Below are 22,654 nucleotides of genomic sequence, written 5' to 3' on the forward strand. Positions count from 1 at the left end.
AAATATTTTATTGACTAACCTATCATATTTTACGAATTATTCTTTATTTCAGTGTATTTTATGAAATTTTTAATTATTGAGGTATTTTATGAAACATGATTTAATCATTGCCCGTTATGGTGAATTGGCTTTAAAAAGTGACGGGGTTAGAAAAAGATTTGAAAATCGTTTAGCAAATAATATAAGAGCATCAATTGATGCAGAAGTTAAAGTAAGACAAGCAAGAATATATATTTCTCCAAAGGATTTTAATGATGCAATTGAAAAGCTTGAGAGAATATTTGGTATTGTATCTTACTCTCCAGTTGTTACAACAAAATCCACTTTTGAGGATATAGAAGAATCCGTTTCTTCATATGCAGAAAAGCTCCATGATGAAGGGCTTTTAGATGAAAATACTAAATTTGCAATCAGTTGCAGAAGAGTGGGAAATCATGAATTCTCATCACAGGAAATGGCAGCATTTGCAGGTGCAGTAGTAGTGAAAAAATATTCATCTCCTGTTGATTTGACAAATCCTGAACTAACTATCTATCTTGAAGTAAGGGATAATGACACTTATATTTTTCATGAGAAAATTCCAGGTCCTGGAGGATTGCCTCTTGGAACTCAAGGAAAGGTTGTTGCACTTGTTTCAAGCGGTATAGATTCTCCTGTAGCTACCTATTTAATGATGAAAAGAGGCTGTCAAGTAATTGCATTATTCTGTGATAATGACCCTTATACAACCCCGGAGGCACTTAAGAACTTCAATGATTTGATAGATCAGTTAAATCTTTATGCAAGTGGTGCACCTATTAAGAGAAGGGTAGTCAAATATGGAGATTATCTCTCTACCTGCAAATCAGATGCCCCAGATAAGATGACTTGTGTATTATGCAAATCAGGAATGTATAAGCTTGCAGGAAAACTTGCCAAGAAAATGCATGCTGAAGCGGTAATTGATGGAAGCAGTTTAGGTCAAGTGGCTTCTCAAACCCTCCCAAACATCCTTGCTACAAGAGAGGATCTTGATGTTCCTGTTTTAAGTCCACTTATTGGTCTTGATAAGGTGGAGATTACAAGAATTGCTGAAAAGATTGGAACCTTTGAAATCTCTAAAAGAGATGATGGGGGCTGTAAGGCAGTTCCGAAATATCCTGAAACTAAGGCGGATTTGGAATTGGTGAAAGAAATTAAAGAAGCCATAAATCAAGAAGAGGAACTTAAAAAGGCTTTTGAAACTATTGAACATTAATTAATTATTCAATGTTTTATTTTATGTTATGTTTGGAGATAAAAAAATGAAATCTAAAATTGCAGGAATAGTTTTTATTTTAGGCAGTTTATACTACTTGATAGCTGAGGCAATCAGTGCATTTTCTTTTAATGACACTTTGATAAACACTTATCTGTTCTATACAATTTCAGAGTTAGGGATTCCTAATGCTAATTCTCCATTATCCTTTTTAATGAATTCTGCATTTGTTATAATTGGTTTGACTTTCATATTTGGCAATTTCTATAAATTCAAAGATTTTATAATAAAAAACAAGGCTGTTTTTTATATTTTAACACTAATTGCAGCTATTGGAGTAATAATTGTAGCATTTATTCATGCAGGAAACCCTGTAACTGATGGTTATCATAGCTTAGGTGCCATAATGGCTATTCTTGGAGGTAACATATTACTCATCAGCATATCAAGATCTATGGATAAGTTTGAAACCTATCAAAAGATAACTTTAGTCTTAGGGGTCATTGGATTAATTGCATTTTGGATAATGTTCTTTAATATGCAAAGCATTTACATGCCAGTATTTGAAAGATTATCTGTTTATACCCTAATTATTTGGAGCTTTATTAGTGGAATTTATTTATTAAAAAATACAAAGGTATAATCATGAATACAAACAGATTTGAAACATTTTTTGATGCGATTCTAGCGATTATCATAACAGTTTTAGTGTTGAAATTAACACAACCTGTATCTCCTACATTTGGTGCTGTTTTAGCATTGAATGCTAGATTTATCACTTATGCAATCTGTTTTTTAGTAATATTTATCATTTGGTATGATAACCATAATCTGTTTCAGGTCGTTGAAGAGATTGACAACAAAGTTGTAATTATATATGCGCTTCAGATATTTGCAATTTCTCTTCTCCCTTATTTTGCATCATGGATGGCATTTAACGTTAATTCAGTTGCTGCAGAAACAATGTTTGGAATTGATTTTCTTGCAATAGATCTGTTGTATATCCTATCTATTTATGCAATATATAGAGCTAATCCTTATAGCTGTGGCTTATGCCAAAATAATTTTAGAAGCGTTTACAGTTACATTCCAATAGCGATTATGGTTTTGGGTTTTATTCTCACTTATACAATCTACACTCCTGGAATCTATATTTGCGTTTTGATTTCTCTTATCTGCTGGTTAATATTTTCAAGGCTTAGAAGGCCAGATGATGGTAGCACTGATAGATTTGAAGCGTTTATTGATGCAATCATTGCCATTATAATTACAATTATTGTGCTTGAGATCCCTATGGTGGCAAATGGGTCTTGGGATGCATTTTTTGACATTAAATTTGAGTTTATAGTCTATGCAGTAAGTTTCATTGTCTGTTTTAATTTCTGGAATTATAACAATAACCTATTCAATATTGTCAATAAGATTAATCCGAAGGTAATTTGGTCAATTGGGCTAGCATTATTCTTCTTGTCACTAATTCCATATTTGACTACATTCGTTGCATTGAATCCTAATTCATTTGTGCCTTGCTTTTTATATGGTTTGGATTTCATTCTAGTTGCTTTTTCATCAATCATCACAGCAAATGCTTTGAAAAATTCAGATAAGGCAAACATTGCATTGCAATTGGCATTGGCAGACAATAAGCCATTCATAACAACAATTGTTCTTGTTATTATGGGTATGGTAATCGGTTATTTTGTTTATCCATTGGCTATAGTAATTGCCTGTTTGGTTTCAATAATTGCAATATGGATAATATCATATTATAGAAACAATTTTTGATTCCAAAATAATTTTTTATTTTTTTATTAATTTTTTAAATTTATTTATAAAACTCTTTTTTTTAAATCATAATTATTATATATAATATAAATCAAAAATAATAATGTATATTAAATAACTTAAGAAATTATTTTTAATTTCCAGTTATTTGAAAGTATTTAGTTTGATTAATAATTTAATTATTTTATATTAGCTATTAATTCAAGTAATTAATTATTATAACGATTAGTTATTAATGAATAATTATTTTTTAATAGTTAATTGCTATAATAGTTAATTATTGTTCTTATATTATGAATTAAAGCTAAATATGTACTGCTATTTAACTAAAATGGTTAAAAATAGTAAATTTTTATTACTGAGGTGTTTTAAGATGAAAACTACTGTTAGTGTAATCAAAGCGGATATTGGAAGTGTTTCTGGACACTGTGTATCACATCCTGCATTAATGGAAAAATGTGATGAAGTATTATCTGGTGCTTTAGAAACTGGTATTCTTGAAGATTATTATATAACCCGTTGTGGTGACGACATTGATTTAATCATGACTCACAGAAACGGTGAATTAAACGAAGAAGTTCACAAAACTGCATATGATGCTTTCCTTCAAGCAACTGAAATCGCAAGAGACTTAAAATTATATGGTGCAGGTCAAGACTTATTAACTGACACTTTCTCTGGAAACGTAAAAGGTATGGGTCCAGGTTGTGCAGAAATGGAATTCAAAGAAAGAGGAAGTGACCCTGTAATTGTTTACTGTATGGACAAAACCGAACCAGGTGCTTTCAACTTACCTATCTTTAGAATCTTTGCAGATCCATTCAACACTGCTGGTCTTGTAATTGACCCAAGCTTACACGATGGATTCAGTTTTGAAGTGTTCGATGTAATGGAACACAAAAAAGTAATTTTAGACTGTCCTGAAGAAATGTACGACTTACTTGCTTTAATCGGTTCTACCGGCAGATACGTAATTAAAAGAGTATTCAAGAAAAACGGTGAAATCGCAGCTGCAGTAAGTACTGACAAATTGAACATGTTAGCTGGTGAATATGTAGGTAAAGATGACCCTGTAGCTATTGTAAGGGCTCAATCAGGATTCCCTGCAAACGGTGAATGTGTAGAACCATTTGCATTCCCACACATGGTAAGTGGATGGATGAGAGGATCCCACAATGGTCCTATGATGCCTACCAGCCAAGAAGAAGCTAACCCAATCAGATTCGACGGACCTCCTAGAGTTGTAGGTTTAGGTTTCCAAGTAACTGATGCTAAATTAATCGGACCTGTAGACTTATTCGATGACCCTGCATTTGATGAAACCAGAAGACAATCCGCAAACATTGCTTCTTACATCAGAAGACATGGTCCATTCGAACCACACCGATTACCAGCTGAAGAAATGGAATACACTTCTTTACCTGGCGTAATGGAAAAATTAGAACCTAGATTCGAAGACATGGATGATGACTAAATCATCTATCTCTTTTTCTTTTTTTATTTAATTTTTATTAGTTTTATTATATTAAAACAATTTAATGTAGGGGGAAAATTATGACTTTTTGTCCAAGTTGTGGAGCAGAAAGAAAAGAAGGAAGTAAATACTGTCATAACTGCGGATATGATTTTGGAAATGTAAGTGCTGAACTGAATTCAAATTCCAATTCCAACACACAAGCAACTCAAAATCCCATTCCTAATGTTCAATCTGAGAACTCTCATACTATTTCTAAGATTTTAGGTTATATATGTGCAATCTTAATACCCTTATTCGGAGTTATTTTTGGTATCTACTTAATTACTCGTGATGAAGAGGATGCTAAAAAACATGGAAAGTTAATTATTGGGCTTTCTATAGTAATATGGTTCCTTTCTTTTATTGCTATGGGCATGTAAACTCTTTATTTAACATTTTTCTTTTTTAATTTTTCACTATTTTTAGTATCTTTTAAATTATTTTTCTTGTTTTTCTAAAAACATAGCCATTTCTCGTGTTTCATTTCCTAAAAGATCTGTGTTTTTCATATCACAATAATACTTGAATCCCAATTTTTCCAAGACTCTTTTTGATTGGTGGTTTTCATATCTGCAGCTTGCATGGATTTTACTAATCTTCAAATCTTCAAAAGCATGTCTGATAAGTTCTTTACATGCTTCAGCCACTAATCCTTGGCCCCAATATTCCTCTCCAATCCAATAGCCCAATTCAACTCCTTCATCTCCCCAGTAGTGATTGGTGTTTGGATAGAATAGAAGTCCTACACATCCTATTGCATTGTCATCAATTGTTATTGCATAAGTTTCCCTTTTAGAAAAAACAGTTTTTATAATTTCCAAGCTTTCATCAACGCTTTTATGTGTGGGCCAACCTGCAATAGGTCCAATTTTAGGATTCTTTGCAAAATGGTATAGGCATTCTGCATCACTTTCCTTCCATGGTCTTAGGATAAGCCGTTCTGTTTTTAGAATCATATTAAAAATTTTATTCAATAAATTATTTATTTTTATGCTAAAAATCAGTAAAAAAGTGATTAGATAATTGTAAGTAATAAAATATAAAAAAGTAGTGAATTTGTAAAAGAAAGAAGTAAAAAAATAAAAAAAGTTTTGATTATATTGCACCAAGTTCATCTAATTCTTGGATAACAATATCATGAGAAATTTTAGTCATGATTTCTCTAATCAATACATTTTTTTTACCTTTATTAGTGTAACCGTTTTTTTCCAAGATATTAATTAATTGTTCTTCAGTGAGATCCTCTAAGATAATTCTAATTTCAGTAACATCAATATCTGTCATAATAGACATCTCCCATTTTTAATCCAAATATTTTTTAAATTTAATTTTTAAAATTTTTATCCTCATTTACAATTTTTAAAATTAAAAATTGTTCTTATTATGTTGAATAAATATTTATTGTTGAAAGTATTTAAATTTTTAGTTTTTATTATATCAAATAGTTTGTATATTTATGAATAATTTTTTTCATTTTCTTGTAAATTTTCTAAAATTTCAATCAAAAAATCATTCAAATTTTTGAAATTTCAATTTGATAAATATTTTAGATACAAACTTTAATTATTTTATAGTTTACGATATAAACTTATCATTTAATCAATCGAATATTTAATTAAATTAATCCATGAATCATTCTTAGTGCATCGAGTAAACCGTGGCTATATTCAATACAACCAAAAGCAGTTCTTGTGTCTTTTTTCTCAAGGTAATATTTTGAGTCATTCCAATAATCGATGGCCCTATCAAAAACTTCTTTCTCTTTTCCTTTGAACTTGATGTCTTCAACTTGTTTCAAGTTTCTCTCAAGTTTTGCAATATCAATTGCAATTTTCTCTTCACTTTCAAGATCTTTCATTTCATATGCTCCGAACAATTCTAATTTTTATTTTTTTAAAATTTATTTTTAAATTTATTTTTTAAAATATTAATATAGAAAAATTTTATCTTAATCTTTTTTGCCTATATTTTTTAGGTCCATTCAATTCTTTCCATACATGGAATATTCTTTGGCCAACTGTGAAGTATGAAAGGATTACAAGTATGTAAATGAAATATGTAAATATTACGTTTGAATGGAATATTGCTGCAATCACTGCACCTAACATTAAGATTATCATTCTGACTGCACGTTCAGCTATTCCTATATTGCACTCAACCCCTTGGGATTCCGCTCTTGCTCTTACATAACTGACTGTAATTGCTGAATGAATAGCTAAAACACCTACAAACCAGTGACAATATCCTCCAAATATTATTCCAATGAATATTATTGCATCTGCAAAACGATCCATTGTTGAATCCAGGAATGCTCCAAATGGGCTTGCCCTGTCATGATATCTTGCAACTGCTCCATCAACAACATCTAAAAATCCACTGAGAAGGATAAATATTGCTCCTCCTATCAGATTTCCACTAGCAAAGAAAATAGCTGAGATGATTGCCAAAAATGGAGAAATCACAGTTACAATATTTGGATTAATATTCAATCGACTAGCTAAGGGTTCTAAAAATTTTGTAAGATATGGTCGTAAACTATTAAGCATAATTTTATTATATTGATTAACTAATATATATTTAATTAGATTATCTCAGTAAAGTTTAAAATTGAAGTTAAAAAATAATAGTTTTAAAATTGTATAAATCTATTTTGTGTATTGATTGTGGTGTATTATTATGAAAATATTTAAAATGAGTAGCGAAAATCCAGATATGGATCTAATCGGTGAAGCCATTGACATTATGGCGGATGGGGGAATCATTCTCTATCCTACAGATACCGTTTATGGATTGGGAGCAAATATTTTCAATAATGATGCAGTTAAGAAAATCTATGAAATTAAAAAAAGAGAACAATCAAAGCCATTGTCTGTATTGGTTCAAGATACAAATAGCTTGGAATTGATTGCAGACTTAAATAAAGATTCAAGAGCTATTGTCGATAAGTGGCTCCCAGGACCATTTACCTTTATTCTAAACAAGAAAAAGATTGTGTCTCCATATGTCAGTGCAAGTTCTAAAGTTGGAGTAAGAATTCCGGATTATAAGATTGCCAGATTGCTTGCAAGTCTCTTTCCAATAACAACCACAAGTGCAAACATTACAAATGAATGCACATTATCCAATCCTCAGGATATTCTAAAGCAGATTGGAAATGATATTGATTTGGTTATTGATGTTGGTGATTTGGGAAAGGCAAAGCCATCTACTGTAATTGACTTAAGCTCATCCAAACCAACTTTGCTTAGAAACGGATTTGATTCCAATGATATGGATTCAATAAAAGATGATTTGGAGAAACTGATTTAGATAAATGTCATTTTTACAATTGGATTATGCAATTTGAATTAACTTGTAAAATGAAATCGCTAAAAAAATTAACTTTAAATATATCTAATTAAATATTATGTTTACTGAATGAAATTAATTATCAGTTATTATTAAAAATTATTAGTTAATAAAATTATTAAATTTAATTATAAAATTATTTTATTATTATGAAGGGAAAGACATGAAAATATTATCAAATATGAGCAATCAGGAAAAGATTTCCACTAACTCTCCTTTAGATGAATTATTGGATGGAGGAATTGAAAAAAGGACAATTACACAGATATATGGTCCTCCAGGTGTAGGTAAAACCAATATTTGTCTAAATATAGCTATTGGTGTAGCTAAAAGAGGAAAAAAAGTAGTTTACATTGATACTGAAGGTGGGATATCCGTTGATAGGATTAGACAAATCTCAAGAGAGGATTTTGATACTGTTGCAAAGAATATCATTGTATTTGAACCTACTTCATTCAAGGAACAGGAAGAGGATCTTGGGCTTATTGAATCATGGATATCTTCCAACAGTGCAGATGTTGAACTCATAATATTGGATTCAGCTGTAGCGCTATTCAGAGTGGAAGATGATAGTACAAAATCACATCTTTTAGGAAAACAGATGCAAATGCTTTCTGCACTTGCAATCAATCATGATCTCGCTGTTCTTGTTACAAACCAAATCTATGCTTCATTTGATGAGGAAAGCGAAGAGGATTTCTCTCCTGTTGGTGGAACAATTATCCAATACAGAAGCAAAATCATCATTGAACTCAAACGTGAAGAAGGAACCAATCAAAGAATAGCTCTTTTAAAAAGGCATAAATCAAAAAGAGAAGGATTGGCTGTTCACTTCTTGATCACTAATAATGGAATTGAATAATTCAGTTCCTTTTTTTATTTTTTTTATTTTTTTACTATTTTGATTTTTTCATCCTTCCACTAGTCTTTCTTTATTACTTTTTTTATTTTATTTATTAATTATTAATCATTTTTTTAAAAACTAAACTATTTTTTCTTGTTTTTATAAATAATTTTATATGTTACTTTTAATAGATAATATAATGTTGTATGTTTATTTGAAAACATAATCAGTTTAATTTTTTTAAAAACTGATACTGATAAAATTATTATTTATAAAATTATTTTTAAATTTTTAATTAAGATATAGGATTTGTGATAAGATGATCCAAAAGAAGAAATATGCAAAAGCAGCTAAGATTATTCCAGATGGTTATGAATCTGCAAACCACTTTTTTGAAGCTGTTTTTAAGGATAAAGAAATGATTTGGATGGGTCAGAATACAAATGAATTGCATATTGGTCACAACGATGATGTACACAAGGCAATGATTGACTGCATTGGAAGTGACGAATACTGCAAGTACCCACCTCCAGAAGGTTTTACAGAACTGCAATCTTTGATTTTAAAAGATTTGGACTTGGAAGACTTAAGTATATATGTTAACGCCGGTGCAACCGAATCATTATACTTAGCCATGAATGCGGTTTTATCTCCTGAGGACAATGTTATCACACCAGATCCAGGATATCTCATTATTGATAACTTTGCAAGCAGATTTGCAAATGAAGTAAGACAAGTCAAGATTTACAGTGAAGAAAACAACTATAAGTTAACTCCAAAATTAGTAAGGGAAAATATGGATGAGAACACCAGAGTCATTCTCTTAATCGATCCGTTAAATCCACTTGGAAGCTCTTACACTGAAGAGGAAATCAAGGAATTTGCAGAAATAGCTATTGAAAATGACATATTCCTATTGCATGATATAACTTATAGGGACTTTGCTTACAATCACACTCTCTGTGCTAAATATGCTCCAGATAACACTATTACTTGCTACAGTTTCTCCAAGATATTTGGTATGGCAGGTTTAAGGTTAGGGGCTATCATTTCAACCCAAGAGGTTATTGATGTCGTAAAAAGTATTATCATTAACGATGTAGGTACAAATATGATTGCACAGGCTGGTGCACTAGCTGCCTTGAAATCCAAACCAGAATGGATTGATAGGGTCAGAGATACCACTTTTGAAAATCAAAAGATTATCAAGGAAGCTGTTGACCAATGTGAAGGAGTCTTTTTGCCTGTTTATCCATCAAGTGCAAACATGATGGGAATTGACTTATCCGGTGCAGGAATCGATCCTGAAGACATGTCTTCCTATTTGATTGAGAAAAAAGTGTTCACCAGGCAAGGTTCATATACCAGTAATACCTTTGGTCATAATTACTTGAGAGTAAGCTATTCAATCGACCCAGAAAAAGTCAAGGTATTTGCTCGTGAATTTGTACTTGCTGTTGAAGCCTTAAGAACTAAATAATTTTATTATTTAGTTTATTTTTTCTTTTTTTATTAATTTTTTATAATATTTTTAATTGTTCATTTTCGCTTATTTTTTAATTTAATCAATTTTAAACTATTTTTTATATTTTTTCATGTAATTTCATGTAATATAATTCGTATGTTATGAAACTTTAAAATTGATAAAAATAGTCATAGTTTAAGAATAGTTTTTGAATAAATTTTTAAAAAAAAGTAAAATAGTTTTTAGAAAAATCTAAAAACTTTAATATATTTTTATTTCACTAGTTAAATTTAACTAGTCTTTCAAGTAGTAATACTCCCCTTGCTCTTTCTGTTCTCTGTCAAGGTAAGAGTCATATTTATTCACTCTAGGACGTTTGGTTTCCTTATCTCTTCTAAAGGTAATGTCCAAGTCTCCTAAGAACTGATTCATGCTTGTTCTAAGGTCTGCTGGCTTGGAAGCGATACCATTGAGTCCAGGTTCTCCACTGAATACCATAGCCCTATCGGAAATGTAGTCAATAAATACGATATCGTGGTCTACAATCAATGATGCTGCATTTCTGCTTTCAATGATCTTTCTGATTACTCTAGCTGCTATCAACCTTTGCTCCACATCCAGGAATGCAGTAGGTTCATCGAAAAGATAAATATCTGCATCTTGTGATAATGTTACAGCAAGTGCAAGTCTTTGAAGTTCCCCACCACTTAGTTTCTTTACCTTTTTATCAAGCAAGTTATCGAGAGCAAGAGGTCTTCCGATTTCACTATTGAAGATGTTTGATCCGTATGTTGGAGCATTTGCATAAAGGAATTCCTGAGCGGTTCCATCGAAGTCAGATTCAATGTATTGTGGTTTGTATGCAATATCCACTTTTTCCAATATTTCTCCTTCGCTTGGCTTTTCAACACCTGCCAATATCTTAGCGAAGGTGGTCTTACCAATACCGTTTGAACCGAATGCAGTGACAATCTCGTCATGGTAGATCTTACCTGCTTCCGCCTCAAGTGTGAATCCATCATATTCCTTTTTAAGGTCGCTGTATTCACTTAAGACTTCACCATCATCCTCTGGTGTTGGCGGGCGGATGCTGAATTCAATTGGCTGTTTTCTTATCCTTACATTTTCCTCTTGCAAGAACCCATTGATGTATGCGTTGATTCCTACTCTCACACCTTTATTTCCACTTACTACCCCATATCCTCCAGGTTCACCGTAAAGAAGATGCACATTGTCACTCATAGCATCCAATGTAGCTAAGTCGTGCTCAATTACAAGAACTGATTTTCCTGCTTCAGCAAGGGAACGGATTACCTTAACGGCATTCAATCTTTGACGTACATCCAACCAGGAGGTCGGTTCGTCGAAGTAGTAGAAATCACCTTCACGAAGAACTGTAGCAGCTATTGCCACTCTTTGAAGTTCCCCACCACTTAAGTTTTGCATATCTCTTTCAAGAACATTCTTAAGGTCTAAATCATCAATAATCTCGTCAAGCTTGTTTCTTTCATCCACATTGGTAAGCAATGTCTTTACATTTCCCTTGACAACCTTGGAAAGTTGGTCCACCATTTGTGGCTTGTGAATGGTCTTGATTTCACCAGCTTGAAGCAATTTGAAGTAGTTTTGCAATGCTGATCCCTTGTAGTATTCAATAACTTTATCCCAACTTGCTTCCTCTTCATAGTTTCCAAGGTTAGGAATAAGCTCTCCAGATAATATTCTCATGATTGTTGACTTACCAATACCGTTTTGACCAAGCAAACCAAGAACGGTTCCATCCTTAAGGGTTGGTAAACCAAAGAGTTCAAATGCATTTTGGCCGTAACGGTGAATAGGCTCATCAAGAGCTTCAGGTAAATTGATAACACTGACTGCACCAAATGGACATCTGTTGGTACAGATACCGCATCCGGAACATAATTCCTCTGAAATGAGTGGCTTTTTGCTCTTCTCATCAATTACAATTGTATCTTCTTCCATACGTACACCAGGACAATAGTGCATACATACATAGTTACATTTTTTAGGTTGGCACTTGTCCTTGTCTAAAATAGAAATTCTACTCATTTTATCTCCGTTTCCTCTAAAATAATAATATAATAAGTTTAATTTATTTTAATTTTTTTATTAAATTCTTTGAATTAATTATAAATAATTTATAATAAATATAATTTGTTTTTAATAGTTTATAATAATTTTGTGTAATGCTGTAAAATCACATTTGTTAAATATTTATTAGTTGTTCTTTGGTTAAATTTAAATAATTTTGAGTTTAATATAAGAGTAATTATAGAAAAAATTTAATTTTCTTAATATAATTCTATTTTTAATTAATTTTATTGGGATTTAAATGAAACAGGTAATGGTTGTAAGAACTGACATCAAGATGGGAAAAGGGAAAATAGCTGCCCAATGCTGTCATGCTGCTATAGGTGCATATAAACAGGCTGACAAGGAAAAAATCAGAAAATGGGAAAATGAAGCCTATGCAAAAGTAGTCTTGAAAGCACCTACATTGCAAGATCTTTATAATCTAAGGGAGCTTGCAAGAGCAAAAGGAGTTGCATACTATTTGGTCACTGATGCAGGAAGAACCCAATTGCCAAAATCCACAGTAACTGTTTTAGGATTAGGTCCTGATGAAGATGATGTGCTGGATGAGATAACCGGTGATTTAAAGTTATTGTAATATTATTTTTTGGGGAAACTATGAATAAGAAAATTATTTTTACATTTTTGCTGATTTTTACGCTATGCTTATCTTTAGGTGCCGTTTTCGCTGATGATGCAAATATGGAAATGAATACTGCATCTTCAATGGATGATTCCACAGAGATTTTAAATTCAATTGACGATGGGGATGTTTTAAATCATTTGGATGAATCATCAGTTGTTGATGAGGATACTGTAGTACAAGAGGAATCTCCATTTCTAGGGGATGCTAATGATGGGGAGGGGATATCCTCAGTTTATGAAGATGTCTTATCAGATGGTGATGGAACATCCTTCAAGGATTTAAGTGCTAAGATCAATTCTGTAACAGATGTTCTTGATTTGACTGACGATTATATCTTCAATAATCTCACTGATGGTAATTTCATTAATGGAATTCCAATTAACAAGAAAGATCTAATCATTAATGGTAATAACCATTTTATCGATGGAAATGGTCAATCAAGCATTTTCAGACTTTTCGATACAGGTCTTATAATCAATAATTTGACATTTAGGAATTCAAACGGTTCAGCTATTTTTGCAAACTATTCCGATATAAGTACAAACAATGTAATTTTCTCTGATTGTCTTGCTGTGAATGGTTCTGCAGTCTGTGGATATTATACCTTTTACGAGAGTTTGAATGACAGGTTCATTAATAATTATGCAAAACAGGGGGCTGCAATATTTTTGGATGAGGATTCTGAGTTAAAATTGGTGAATGGCTCTTTTGTAAGTGAAAAGGAATTGCATTATGGTTTGATTTATTTATCCTCTTCCAAGATGTCCATTTTGAATACCACCTTTCTAAATCTTACCTCAACATATTCTCCCGCAATTTTTGGGACCAATATTCTAGGAGAAATTAAGAACTGCCGATTCATGAATTTATATGCAAATATCACTGGTGGAGCTATTGCCTTTAAGGATATACAGAATGATATTGTCATTGATAACTGTTCCTTTATAAACATCTCTTCAAAAAGAAATGGTGGGGCAATATTTAATGAGATGGTTTCTGATCTTAATTTCTGGACATTCATAAGAAATTGTGAATTCACTGATTGTTCCTCAGAGTTTGGAGGTGCAATTCTTCACTTAGGAACTCGTTTGGATATTCGTAATTCCAATTTCACCAATAGTTCTGCCAAATATCGTGGCGGGGCTATTTATATTTCAAATGCATATAACTTTACCGTGGCCAATTCCAGATTTTATGATAACACTTTAGAAAATATCAGTGAAGACTTAAATCATGGCTGTGCAATATTTGCTGATAGAATTGTTGAGAATTTTAAAATCACAAACTCCAATTTCACTAATAATCTGGCAGATTACGCTGGTGCCATCTATTTATATGATTCATCATATGAATTTTCAAATTCCTATTTCAGTGGAAATGGTGAAAATATCCATTCTATATTTGATGGGGAGATTGCCATATTAAAAAACAACACATTTGGTGATGGCCGCAATAAACTCAATCAAAAGGAGTGCGATTATGTTTTCGAGGGTGATTCCATTGATATTGAATATGATTCTATAATATTCGATGAAGCTTATGCAAGCAGCCCTTACTTTAACTTGGCAGACTTTGGTATTGAAAGCCCTATTAAAAATCAATTGAGCACCGACACCTGTTGGGCTTTTGGAACTTCAACAGCTCTTGAATTGGCATTGATGAAAGCAACAAACGCTAATTTGAAGGCAAACTTCTCAAAAAATGCCATTTCATTTTATGGTAATGCCTTTTCCATTTATGGTGATGTATTCAATACCGATGGTGGAGATAGCTATATGGCAGCTTCCTACTTTTTAGCTTGGTTAGGGGGATTTTTAGATGAGGATGTATCTGACTTTGATGAGGTGGGAAGAATAGCTATTGAACCTAAGGATGGAGTCAAATTCCACATTCATAATTTTGTTGCAATACCTACAATGGAAATTTCAAAGGATATAAATGTATATAAGAGTGCATTAGTAAAATATGGTGCCTTAACAGTCACTGTAAATGCTCCAAATTCCATATTGAAGGATGATTATAATCCTGAAACTGCAGGGGCATACTATTATGAGGAAGTTGATGAATTTGAGGGCCCTCAATCCAATCATATTGTTGTCTTGGTTGGTTGGGATGACAATTATTCCAAGAATAACTTCATAAAAACACCTCCCGGGGATGGCGCATGGATTATTCAAAACAGTTGGGGTGAGGATTGGGGAGACGATGGATATTATTACGTCTCTTATTATGACACCGCATTTGCAACAATCAACTCTCCAATAGCATTTGTTCTTGATGAAAAACATGAATATACTAAGGTTTATCAATATGATGTAATCATCAACGAATTTGATTATGAGAATTCAGAGGATGCAAAGGCCTATGCAAATGTTTACAACGCTACAGGGGACGATTTGATTTCTGCCGTAGGAACTTATTTTAGTGAAAGCGGTGCCAGTTACAATATTATCATTAAGGTCAATGGCAATGTGATATATTCCCAAAATGGCAAATCCTCACTTAGAGGCTATGAAACCATTAAATTGGATAAAGCCATTGCTGTTAAAAAAGGAGACACATTCCGTGTTGAGATTCAAACAAAATTCGCTCCGATTCATGATGATTCAAGATACATTATTCCAAATGGTGTATCTTTTGTAGATTATGGGGATGGATTTGAAGATATTTCCGCAGGTAATGAATTTGCTTCAATAAAGGTTTATGCCGTTTCCAATATCATCATTACAAATAATTCAGTTAAATACTACACTGATGAGTCCCCATTTACAGTATTGGTTGAACCAAATGAGGTCGTAACATTCGAAATCAATGGCATTAAGGCCACAGTCAAGTCTGATGAAAATGGAATTGCAGGAATTGGCCTCAATCTCAAGCCTGGAAACTACACCATTGAGGTGGGATACAATGGAACTAAAATAATTTTCCCTATAACGATTAAGAATACAATAGTTTCACAGGATGTAAGCAGAGGAATCAACAGCAATTATAACTATAAGGTTCAATTGCTGAATTCAACCGGAGAGGCAATAAAGAATATTAATGTAACTGTAACAGTAAATGGAAAATCAAAAACATTTACAACTGACAATAGCGGTTATATCAGCATTCCATTTACTAAATTAACCTCTAATCAGGTTGTTACTGTTCTTAATCCAATTACTAAGGAACAATCTAAAAACACCATTAGGGTGGTTTCAAGATTTTTCGGCAATAAGAACATTAGGCTGTACTATAACAATGGTACAAAGTACACCCTAAAGGTCTATGGTGATGATGCCAAGTTAGTTGGCGGAAACCAGATTGTTGTTATCAAACTCAATAAGAAAACATATGAGGTCAAAACAAATAATAAGGGTGTTGCAAGCTTAAGGATACCTAAATCACTTAAACCGGGTACTTATACAATAACAGCTACTTATAAAGGCCAAACAATCAAGAATACTGTCAAGGTCCTCTCAAGAATCGCAGGCAATAAAAACATAAGCATGCACTACTTTGACGGATCAAAATACACCTTAAAGGTTTATGGCAAAACAGGTAAATTATTGTCTAAACAGACAGTTACAATAAAACTCAATAAAAAGACCTATAAGATTAAAAGCAATAAGAAAGGTGTCGCTATCTTTAAAATACCTAAAACAGTTAAACCTGGAACCTATACAATCTCTGCATCATATGCCGGTTTGACAGTTAAAAATAAGCTTAAGGTGAAACAGGTAATAAGTTCTCAAAAGACAAAGACAGTTAAAAGATGGTGGAAGAAATTTACCCTTAAGGCAACCTTGAAAAATGGTAAAAAACCATTGAAAGGCAAAAAGATAATCTTTAAATTCAAGGGCAAAACCTACAAGGTAAAAACCAACAGCAAAGGTGTTGCTAAGGTCACCATCAAGAGGAAGGTCATCAGAAAGCTTAAAAGGGGAAACTCTTATAAAGTTACCATTAGCTACCTTAAAGACACTATAAAAAGAACTGTATATGTTAAACGTTAGGGATTCAGTTCTCTAACTTTTTTATTTTTAGCTAGTTTTTTTCTTTTTTTATTTCTAATTCCTAATTTTATTTATTTTTTTAATTTTTCATTGTTTTGAATTCAATTGTTTTCTAATTCTTCATCGGCTTTTTTTTTAATTTTATAATCCTTGTAAATCATGCCGATTCCAATGAATTCGATTATGAATATTAAAAGTCCAATGATCAAATCAATTATATTGCTAAAGAATCCAAAGTAATCAATCCCATATTGCAGGTAAGCCAAAATTGTGATTGAAATCATAATCTTAGTGTAATCAACAGTATAATGTCTCCATCCTATTGTATCAATGCATTTTTTAATGGAAAGTATGTTGAATGCATCAATGATTCTTCCTCCATCAGCAAGTCTTGCAAGTGAAATCTCCATAAAGAAAGCCACTATATAAGATATCATAATGCTGCAAATGATAAATCCAACAGTGCTGACAGGGTCATATAGATAATACATTTTTAATGTATTCATTATATGTGATAGTGCAAACTTCAAGTGAAATTCAGGCAAAAAGAATCTTCTTGAGAGATTATTTAAAAGATACCCTTCAATGAATGTATAAGCACTAATTAAAATAAATGCTTTAATTCCATAATATGTGCATTGCTTAAGCTTAATTATAGGGAGCTTTTCCCCATTTCTTATGGTGTCTTTTGTAATTGCCATACCATATCCATATGTAAAAACAGTAATGAGAAATGCAAGGGAATAGAACAGTATTTGATATCTGATTCTATTGTATTGGGCATATTTGTTTAAATAGCTGATAGAGAAAACTAATGCTAGAATTATTAAAAAGCCTATTGGATTTGGTTTACAATAATCAGCAGTATACTTTAATCTTTTTAATGGCATTTTCTCCCTCAAAAAAGCTAAATCTAAAAATAGTATATATAATAATTTTAATTTTTAATTATTTAAATTTTAAACTTATTAAATATTTTTTGCCAAGGTTTTTCTTCTGGTTTTTTATTTTAAATACTAAATTATATATAAGGTAAAAAATAAATAGTTAATAAATGCTATTTTTATAAGTATTTTATATTTTTAAATATTTTTTAATTTTTAAATATTCTATATTTTATAAGAATCAAATTTTTATTATTCATCATTCAGTTGTGATACTATTATTGAATGGGTTATTAAGATTGGTGGAAGTTTATTCCCAAAGAAGGCAATTGAACTTGCAAATGCACTCGAAGGCCAAAGCTGCCTGTTTGTTATTGGCGGTGGAGAGTTCGCTAATCTGATTAGAAAATATGATGCTCTTATAGGATTTTCAGAGGATGTAACCCATGAAACAGCTATTGATTCAATGGACATCTTGGCTAAATTGCTGAATGATAAATTAGCATTTACAGAAATCAGCTATACGATCGATGAAGCAAAGGGTATAGCCGATTCCAATAAGATACCAATTATGATTTGTTCAGAGATTCTAAAGGAAAATGAACCTTTCAAGCATTCATGGGATGTGACAAGTGATTCAATTGCAGCTTACATTGCAAGCCTTTTAGATGCAAAGCTTTTAATAGCAACAAATGTAAATGGTATATATACAAAAGATCCATCCTTAAGTGGAGCGGAATTGATCAATGAAATTGATGTAAATAAACTACTGACTTTTGATGAATCATCAATTGACTTGATGTTGCCTACTTTATTGATTGAGTATGGATTGGATTGTTATGTTGTAAATGGGGAGTTTCCTGAGAGAGTCTTGTCTATTATGGGCAATGAGATGAATGATGGGGATTGCTCTTTTGAATATACATTTATACATAACGAATAAGCATCTTTTTTATTAATTCATTGGTGAACTTAAGATGAATTTAAGTTTTAATGGCTTAGATCAGTTGCTTAAATTAGTTGCTTAGATTAGTTGATTTAATCAGCCACTTAGATTCAGATTAATCATTAAGTTTATAAATTAATAAATTGAAATATTTATAATATATTCGGTGATATATATGGAAAAAATTAACTGTCAATCTTGTAAACAAGAAATACCATTAATTGAACCTTATGTTCAATTCAACTGTCCTGTATGTGGTAAACCTATCGCAAGATGTGAAAGTTGCCGTACTTTCGGTCACTCTTACAAATGCGAATGTGGATTTGAAGGACCATAAGTTTGATTTGGTATAAATTAAGTATTGTATTTGGATTAATTTAATTTAGATTAAATTTAGATTAATTAATTATCTAGAATTAATTGGAGGAATGATTATGGGAGAAGTTGTTAACACTTTAAAAGTAATGCCTGAAAGCCCAGAAGTAGATTTAGAAGCATTAAAAGCAGCAATCACTGATGCAATGCCTGCAGATGCAGAATTACACGAAATTACTGAAGAACCTATTGCATTCGGTTTAGTAGCTTTAAATGTTGTATTCATCGTTGAAGACGGTGAAGGTGGAACTGGACCTACTGAAGAAGCTATCATCGCTTTAGCTGATGTAGCTAGTGCAGAAATTACTGATTCTAGAAGATTAATGTAAGCAAGCTTTTTGGCCTTAGGTCAAAAACCTTGACCAAAATCTTATCACTTTTTGTGGTAAATTTTCTTTTTTATTTTCAATTTTTATTTTAATTTTACTATTTTTTTAAATTTCACTATTTTTTCAAATTCTTACTATTTTATTTTTATATTGTGTTTTTTCAAATTTTTATTCTATTTTTGCTATTTTGTATTTCTACATTATTTTCTTCGTTTTGTTAGTTTGTCCATATTAATTTTTTATTTTATTTCATTGTTATATTTTTATTCTTTTGATTAGACAATTAATTATAATTTTAATAATTTATTAAACAATATGTATTTTTAATTATTTTATTTAGTTGTTTAACTAGGTTTATTATTATTTTACTGAAAACTATTCAAAATTTATATAAAGATTTAAATAATTAGTTAACTAAAATAATTATTAGAGATGATTATTTCCAGCTTATTCCAGAAATGGATCAACTCTTAAATAATTATTTAGGAGATATAAAAATGAGAGGATTGGCAAGAATCGAACAAGACGTACTCGGCTGGGTTGACATTGAACTCGATGAATGTGGGCCTTACGACGCAATTTGTAAACCTTTAGCTATGGCACCATGTACTTCAGACGTACACATTGTATGGGGTCATGCATATATGAGTGATGCACCTAACCGTGTAGTAGGACACGAAGCTACTGCTGAAGTAGTTAAAGTAGGGGACAAAGTCAAAGACTTCAAACCTGGAGACCGTGTAATTGTACCTGCTATCACTCCTGACTGGTTAACTGTTCCAGCAGAACAAGGATTCTCCCAACACTGTTACGGTATGGGAACAGGTATGAGCTTTGTAACCTTCAAGCATGGTGTATTTGCAGAACAATTCCATGTAAACCAAGCTGATGCAAACTTAGCACACTTGCCTGAACATGTAAGTTTAGAACAAGCTGTAATGATTTCAGACATGATGACTACTGGTTTCTATGCTGCAGAACTTGCAGAGATTAAACCTGGTGATACAGTCGCTTGTTTCGGTATCGGTCCTGTAGGTCTTATGTCACTCGCTGGTGCACAAATTATGGGTGCTTCCCATCTTATTGCTGTAGGAAGTCGTCCAGCAGCTATTAAAGTAGCTAAAGAATATGGTGCACATGATATTGTAGATTACCACAACGGTAACACAGTAGATCAAATCATGGACTTAACCGATGGAAAAGGAGTAGACAAAGTAGTAATCGGGGGAGGAGGAAAAGACACCCTTTCTGAAGCTTTATCCGTACTTAAAGTCGGTGGTATTATCGGTAACGTATTGCACTATGACGGTATTGAAACCATCCCTATCGACGGTCTTTCATGGGGTCAAGGACTTGCTGACAAGACTATTCGTGGTGGAGTATGTCCTGGTGGACGTGCTAGAATGGAAAAATTAGCAAATCTTGTTGAATATGGCCGTTTCGACTCATCCAAATTAATCACTCACAAATTCGACAAATTTGATGACATCGAAGAAGCTATGATTTTAATGAGAGACAAACCACGTGACTTAATTAAACCAGCTGTTATTTTAGATGATTAACCCAGCTTTTCCAGCCCTTCGGGCTGCAAAACCTGGACCAAAATTTTTATCACTAGTTGGGAGTAAATTCTCTTAACTAGTTCTTTTACTTTTTTTGCTTTTTTTACTTTTCTATTTTATTTTTATTATATCATCTACTTTTAATATCAATTTTTCAATGCTTTTTTATTAACTCATTATAATTTTCATTATAATTTAATTTTTTCAATTTAAAATCAATTTTTCATTGTAATATTAGTTTTATAACCTTATTTTTATATTTAATCCATTTTTAACTGCTTAATTTAAATATAAGTTCCTATAAATTAAGTATTGTATTGAAACTGCTTAAATAAGCAAAATAAATTTGGTGTAAATGATATGTTCGATTTGATTTTGGCATGTTTTATTGGCATTGGTATAGGAACCTGTACAGGGATGGTTCCAGGGATACATGTAAACACTGCAGGTGCTATAATGTTTGCGTCCTCCACATTATTATTGAATTACATATCTGCAGAATTCTTATGTGTAATATTTGTAGCAATGTCAATAGCCCATGCCCTAATCGAATTTGTTCCATCAATGCTTCTTGGAGTTCCAGAGGAAGGAACTGCTACATCTATTCTTCCAGGTCATAGGATGGTTTTAGAAGGAAGATCTAAAGAAGCTATTCGCATCGTTTCTGTTGGTGGGTTTGGAGCAATTCTTGTAGTGATTATCATGATGCCTTTCTTTGCAGTAGCACTCCCCTTTCTACAAGGAATATCCAAACCATATACATGGATTATCTTGACTGTAGTATCAGTATATATGATTCATAAATTAAGTTCAGGAAATATTGCTTTTCTATGGTCCCTCCTCCTTTTTGTTTTATCCGGTATATTAGGTTGGATAATGCTTCAAACCCCAATATCTTCAGGAATCTCTTTAATGTGCACCTTTAGTGGTTTGTTTGGGATCAGTACAATTTTATTTAGTTTAAATGATAGCTCTTCAATTCCTCATCAAAACAGATTTTATGATTTGGAAATTGATATGGATGCAATCAAAAGCATCTTTGCAGGTGGAACTGCTGGAGCTATTTTAGGATTTTTACCAGGATTCGGTCCTGCTCAAGGAAGCATTATAGCACAAGGGGCATGTGGAACAAGTGATGACAGTGATGATACAAAGAATTTTTTGCTGGCTAATAGTGGATTAAACACTTCAGACACTCTCTTCTCACTCATAGCTATTTATTTGATTGGTAATCCACGGAGCGGAATTGCTGTATATATGTCCTATTTGATTTCAGAATTCACTTTATCACATTTATTGATATTCACTTTTGCTTCTTTAATTGCAGTTTCAATATCTTTGATAATCTGCTTGAAATTAGGGGACAGCTTTTCAAATCTCATGCAGGGAATAGATTATAAAAAGCTTTCAATAGCCGTGATTTTATTGATGATAGCAATTCTGTACGCTTTTGCAATAATCTACAAAGGACCAATTTTATATCTGACACTTGCATTGATTACAACCACTGCAATGGGTTTGCTTCCACATTATTTGGGAGTAAGCAAATCACATTTGATGGGAGTTCTAATCTTGCCTGCTATAATAATTTACATGCAGATGTACATTTAGTGAATTAAATGGATAAT

General features: G+C 32.0%; 21 protein-coding genes. 15 read left to right on the plus strand and 6 right to left on the minus strand.

The genetic code is table 11. The annotated features are described in order from the left end of the window. Positions 1–88 precede the first annotated feature (88 nt). From thiI to QZU90_RS06725, 5 genes are all read left to right on the plus strand, one after another. Entirely contained in the window at positions 89–1,237 is a 1,149-nt protein-coding gene (gene thiI / locus QZU90_RS06705) for a tRNA uracil 4-sulfurtransferase ThiI (RefSeq protein ID WP_295608194.1), read from the plus strand. A 46-nt stretch (positions 1,238–1,283) separates the two neighbouring features. Beyond that, the gene (locus QZU90_RS06710) at positions 1,284–1,880 is read left to right on the plus strand and encodes a DUF998 domain-containing protein (RefSeq protein ID WP_295608192.1); all 597 of its coding nucleotides are present in this window, start codon (positions 1,284–1,286) and stop codon (positions 1,878–1,880) included. Positions 1,881–1,882: 2 nt separating this feature from the next. Then, positions 1,883–3,022 carry a TMEM175 family protein gene (locus tag QZU90_RS06715; RefSeq protein WP_295608190.1) on the plus strand — a complete coding sequence of 380 codons (1,140 nt, stop codon included), beginning with the start codon at positions 1,883–1,885 and terminating at the stop codon, positions 3,020–3,022. A 373-nt stretch (positions 3,023–3,395) separates the two neighbouring features. Further along, positions 3,396–4,496, plus strand: a complete 1,101-nt coding sequence (gene fbp / locus QZU90_RS06720; protein ID WP_295608188.1) for a fructose-1,6-bisphosphate aldolase/phosphatase — start codon at positions 3,396–3,398, stop codon at positions 4,494–4,496. A gap of 80 nt (positions 4,497–4,576) precedes the next feature. Beyond that, positions 4,577–4,918 (plus strand): zinc-ribbon domain-containing protein, encoded by a 342-nt coding sequence (locus QZU90_RS06725; protein ID WP_296856298.1) that lies wholly within the window; start codon positions 4,577–4,579, stop codon positions 4,916–4,918. A 57-nt stretch (positions 4,919–4,975) separates the two neighbouring features. Here QZU90_RS06725 and QZU90_RS06730 read toward each other — a convergent pair whose 3' ends face one another. The 4 genes from QZU90_RS06730 to pgsA all read right to left on the minus strand — a co-directional run bounded on the left by QZU90_RS06730 (position 4,976) and on the right by pgsA (position 7,084). After that, the gene (locus QZU90_RS06730; RefSeq protein ID WP_296856300.1) at positions 4,976–5,494 is read right to left on the minus strand and encodes a GNAT family N-acetyltransferase; all 519 of its coding nucleotides are present in this window, start codon (positions 5,492–5,494) and stop codon (positions 4,976–4,978) included. 139 nt (positions 5,495–5,633) lie between these two features. Continuing rightward, positions 5,634–5,831, minus strand: coding sequence for a hypothetical protein (locus tag QZU90_RS06735; protein ID WP_296856302.1), 198 nt, complete (start codon positions 5,829–5,831; stop codon positions 5,634–5,636). Positions 5,832–6,153: 322 nt separating this feature from the next. After that, the gene (locus tag QZU90_RS06740; RefSeq protein WP_296856304.1) at positions 6,154–6,396 is read right to left on the minus strand and encodes a DUF357 domain-containing protein; all 243 of its coding nucleotides are present in this window, start codon (positions 6,394–6,396) and stop codon (positions 6,154–6,156) included. An 85-nt stretch (positions 6,397–6,481) separates the two neighbouring features. Beyond that, entirely contained in the window at positions 6,482–7,084 is a 603-nt protein-coding gene (gene pgsA / locus QZU90_RS06745; RefSeq protein ID WP_296856306.1) for an archaetidylinositol phosphate synthase, read from the minus strand. Between the two features lie 130 nt (positions 7,085–7,214). Between pgsA and QZU90_RS06750 the strand changes: the two genes are divergently transcribed. The 3 genes from QZU90_RS06750 to QZU90_RS06760 all read left to right on the plus strand — a co-directional run bounded on the left by QZU90_RS06750 (position 7,215) and on the right by QZU90_RS06760 (position 10,210). After that, positions 7,215–7,847 (plus strand): L-threonylcarbamoyladenylate synthase, encoded by a 633-nt coding sequence (locus tag QZU90_RS06750; RefSeq protein WP_296856308.1) that lies wholly within the window; start codon positions 7,215–7,217, stop codon positions 7,845–7,847. Positions 7,848–8,049: 202 nt separating this feature from the next. Continuing rightward, entirely contained in the window at positions 8,050–8,748 is a 699-nt protein-coding gene (gene radB, locus QZU90_RS06755) for a DNA repair and recombination protein RadB (protein WP_296856310.1), read from the plus strand. A gap of 301 nt (positions 8,749–9,049) precedes the next feature. Beyond that, positions 9,050–10,210 (plus strand): pyridoxal phosphate-dependent aminotransferase, encoded by a 1,161-nt coding sequence (locus QZU90_RS06760; protein WP_295608178.1) that lies wholly within the window; start codon positions 9,050–9,052, stop codon positions 10,208–10,210. 279 nt (positions 10,211–10,489) lie between these two features. On the opposite strand, the gene QZU90_RS06765 is transcribed toward QZU90_RS06760, so the two are convergent. Next, positions 10,490–12,265, minus strand: a complete 1,776-nt coding sequence (locus tag QZU90_RS06765; protein WP_296856312.1) for a ribosome biogenesis/translation initiation ATPase RLI — start codon at positions 12,263–12,265, stop codon at positions 10,490–10,492. Positions 12,266–12,548: 283 nt separating this feature from the next. Here QZU90_RS06765 and pth2 point away from each other — a divergent pair, with 283 nt between their 5' ends. After that, positions 12,549–12,887 (plus strand): peptidyl-tRNA hydrolase Pth2, encoded by a 339-nt coding sequence (gene pth2, locus QZU90_RS06770; protein ID WP_295608174.1) that lies wholly within the window; start codon positions 12,549–12,551, stop codon positions 12,885–12,887. Between the two features lie 20 nt (positions 12,888–12,907). Continuing rightward, complete coding sequence (locus QZU90_RS06775) at positions 12,908–16,930, plus strand: C1 family peptidase (RefSeq protein ID WP_295608172.1); 4,023 nt, start codon at positions 12,908–12,910, stop codon at positions 16,928–16,930. A gap of 101 nt (positions 16,931–17,031) precedes the next feature. Here QZU90_RS06775 and QZU90_RS06780 read toward each other — a convergent pair whose 3' ends face one another. Beyond that, complete coding sequence (locus QZU90_RS06780; protein WP_296856314.1) at positions 17,032–17,820, minus strand: DUF4013 domain-containing protein; 789 nt, start codon at positions 17,818–17,820, stop codon at positions 17,032–17,034. A 292-nt stretch (positions 17,821–18,112) separates the two neighbouring features. Between QZU90_RS06780 and QZU90_RS06785 the strand changes: the two genes are divergently transcribed. From QZU90_RS06785 to QZU90_RS06805, 5 genes are all read left to right on the plus strand, one after another. After that, the gene (locus QZU90_RS06785; protein WP_295608204.1) at positions 18,113–18,757 is read left to right on the plus strand and encodes a delta 1-pyrroline-5-carboxylate synthetase; all 645 of its coding nucleotides are present in this window, start codon (positions 18,113–18,115) and stop codon (positions 18,755–18,757) included. Positions 18,758–18,935: 178 nt separating this feature from the next. Continuing rightward, positions 18,936–19,097 carry a zinc finger domain-containing protein gene (locus QZU90_RS06790; RefSeq protein WP_295608168.1) on the plus strand — a complete coding sequence of 54 codons (162 nt, stop codon included), beginning with the start codon at positions 18,936–18,938 and terminating at the stop codon, positions 19,095–19,097. 97 nt (positions 19,098–19,194) lie between these two features. Next, positions 19,195–19,464: an elongation factor 1-beta gene (locus tag QZU90_RS06795; RefSeq protein ID WP_295608166.1), complete on the plus strand. Its 270-nt coding sequence runs from the start codon at positions 19,195–19,197 to the stop codon at positions 19,462–19,464. Positions 19,465–19,961: 497 nt separating this feature from the next. Further along, entirely contained in the window at positions 19,962–21,026 is a 1,065-nt protein-coding gene (locus tag QZU90_RS06800; protein WP_295608164.1) for an NAD(P)-dependent alcohol dehydrogenase, read from the plus strand. Between the two features lie 360 nt (positions 21,027–21,386). After that, on the plus strand, positions 21,387–22,637 hold the full coding sequence (locus QZU90_RS06805) for a tripartite tricarboxylate transporter permease (protein ID WP_296856317.1): 1,251 nt from the start codon (positions 21,387–21,389) through the stop codon (positions 22,635–22,637). Positions 22,638–22,654 lie beyond the last annotated feature (17 nt).

It is taken from the genome of uncultured Methanobrevibacter sp., assembly GCF_902784195.1.
Classification (GTDB): Archaea; Methanobacteriota; Methanobacteria; order Methanobacteriales; family Methanobacteriaceae; genus Methanobrevibacter.

Coding starts and splice junctions, on each gene's coding strand:
- thiI (WP_295608194.1), top strand. CDS start 89: ATGAAACATGATTTAATCATTGCCCGTTATGGTGAATTGGCTTTAAAA.
- QZU90_RS06710 (WP_295608192.1), top strand. CDS start 1,284: ATGAAATCTAAAATTGCAGGAATAGTTTTTATTTTAGGCAGTTTATAC.
- QZU90_RS06715 (WP_295608190.1), top strand. CDS start 1,883: ATGAATACAAACAGATTTGAAACATTTTTTGATGCGATTCTAGCGATT.
- fbp (WP_295608188.1), top strand. CDS start 3,396: ATGAAAACTACTGTTAGTGTAATCAAAGCGGATATTGGAAGTGTTTCT.
- QZU90_RS06725 (WP_296856298.1), top strand. CDS start 4,577: ATGACTTTTTGTCCAAGTTGTGGAGCAGAAAGAAAAGAAGGAAGTAAA.
- QZU90_RS06730 (WP_296856300.1), bottom strand. CDS start 5,494: ATGATTCTAAAAACAGAACGGCTTATCCTAAGACCATGGAAGGAAAGT.
- QZU90_RS06735 (WP_296856302.1), bottom strand. CDS start 5,831: ATGTCTATTATGACAGATATTGATGTTACTGAAATTAGAATTATCTTA.
- QZU90_RS06740 (WP_296856304.1), bottom strand. CDS start 6,396: ATGAAAGATCTTGAAAGTGAAGAGAAAATTGCAATTGATATTGCAAAA.
- pgsA (WP_296856306.1), bottom strand. CDS start 7,084: ATGCTTAATAGTTTACGACCATATCTTACAAAATTTTTAGAACCCTTA.
- QZU90_RS06750 (WP_296856308.1), top strand. CDS start 7,215: ATGAAAATATTTAAAATGAGTAGCGAAAATCCAGATATGGATCTAATC.
- radB (WP_296856310.1), top strand. CDS start 8,050: ATGAAAATATTATCAAATATGAGCAATCAGGAAAAGATTTCCACTAAC.
- QZU90_RS06760 (WP_295608178.1), top strand. CDS start 9,050: ATGATCCAAAAGAAGAAATATGCAAAAGCAGCTAAGATTATTCCAGAT.
- QZU90_RS06765 (WP_296856312.1), bottom strand. CDS start 12,265: ATGAGTAGAATTTCTATTTTAGACAAGGACAAGTGCCAACCTAAAAAA.
- pth2 (WP_295608174.1), top strand. CDS start 12,549: ATGAAACAGGTAATGGTTGTAAGAACTGACATCAAGATGGGAAAAGGG.
- QZU90_RS06775 (WP_295608172.1), top strand. CDS start 12,908: ATGAATAAGAAAATTATTTTTACATTTTTGCTGATTTTTACGCTATGC.
- QZU90_RS06780 (WP_296856314.1), bottom strand. CDS start 17,820: ATGCCATTAAAAAGATTAAAGTATACTGCTGATTATTGTAAACCAAAT.
- QZU90_RS06790 (WP_295608168.1), top strand. CDS start 18,936: ATGGAAAAAATTAACTGTCAATCTTGTAAACAAGAAATACCATTAATT.
- QZU90_RS06795 (WP_295608166.1), top strand. CDS start 19,195: ATGGGAGAAGTTGTTAACACTTTAAAAGTAATGCCTGAAAGCCCAGAA.
- QZU90_RS06800 (WP_295608164.1), top strand. CDS start 19,962: ATGAGAGGATTGGCAAGAATCGAACAAGACGTACTCGGCTGGGTTGAC.
- QZU90_RS06805 (WP_296856317.1), top strand. CDS start 21,387: ATGTTCGATTTGATTTTGGCATGTTTTATTGGCATTGGTATAGGAACC.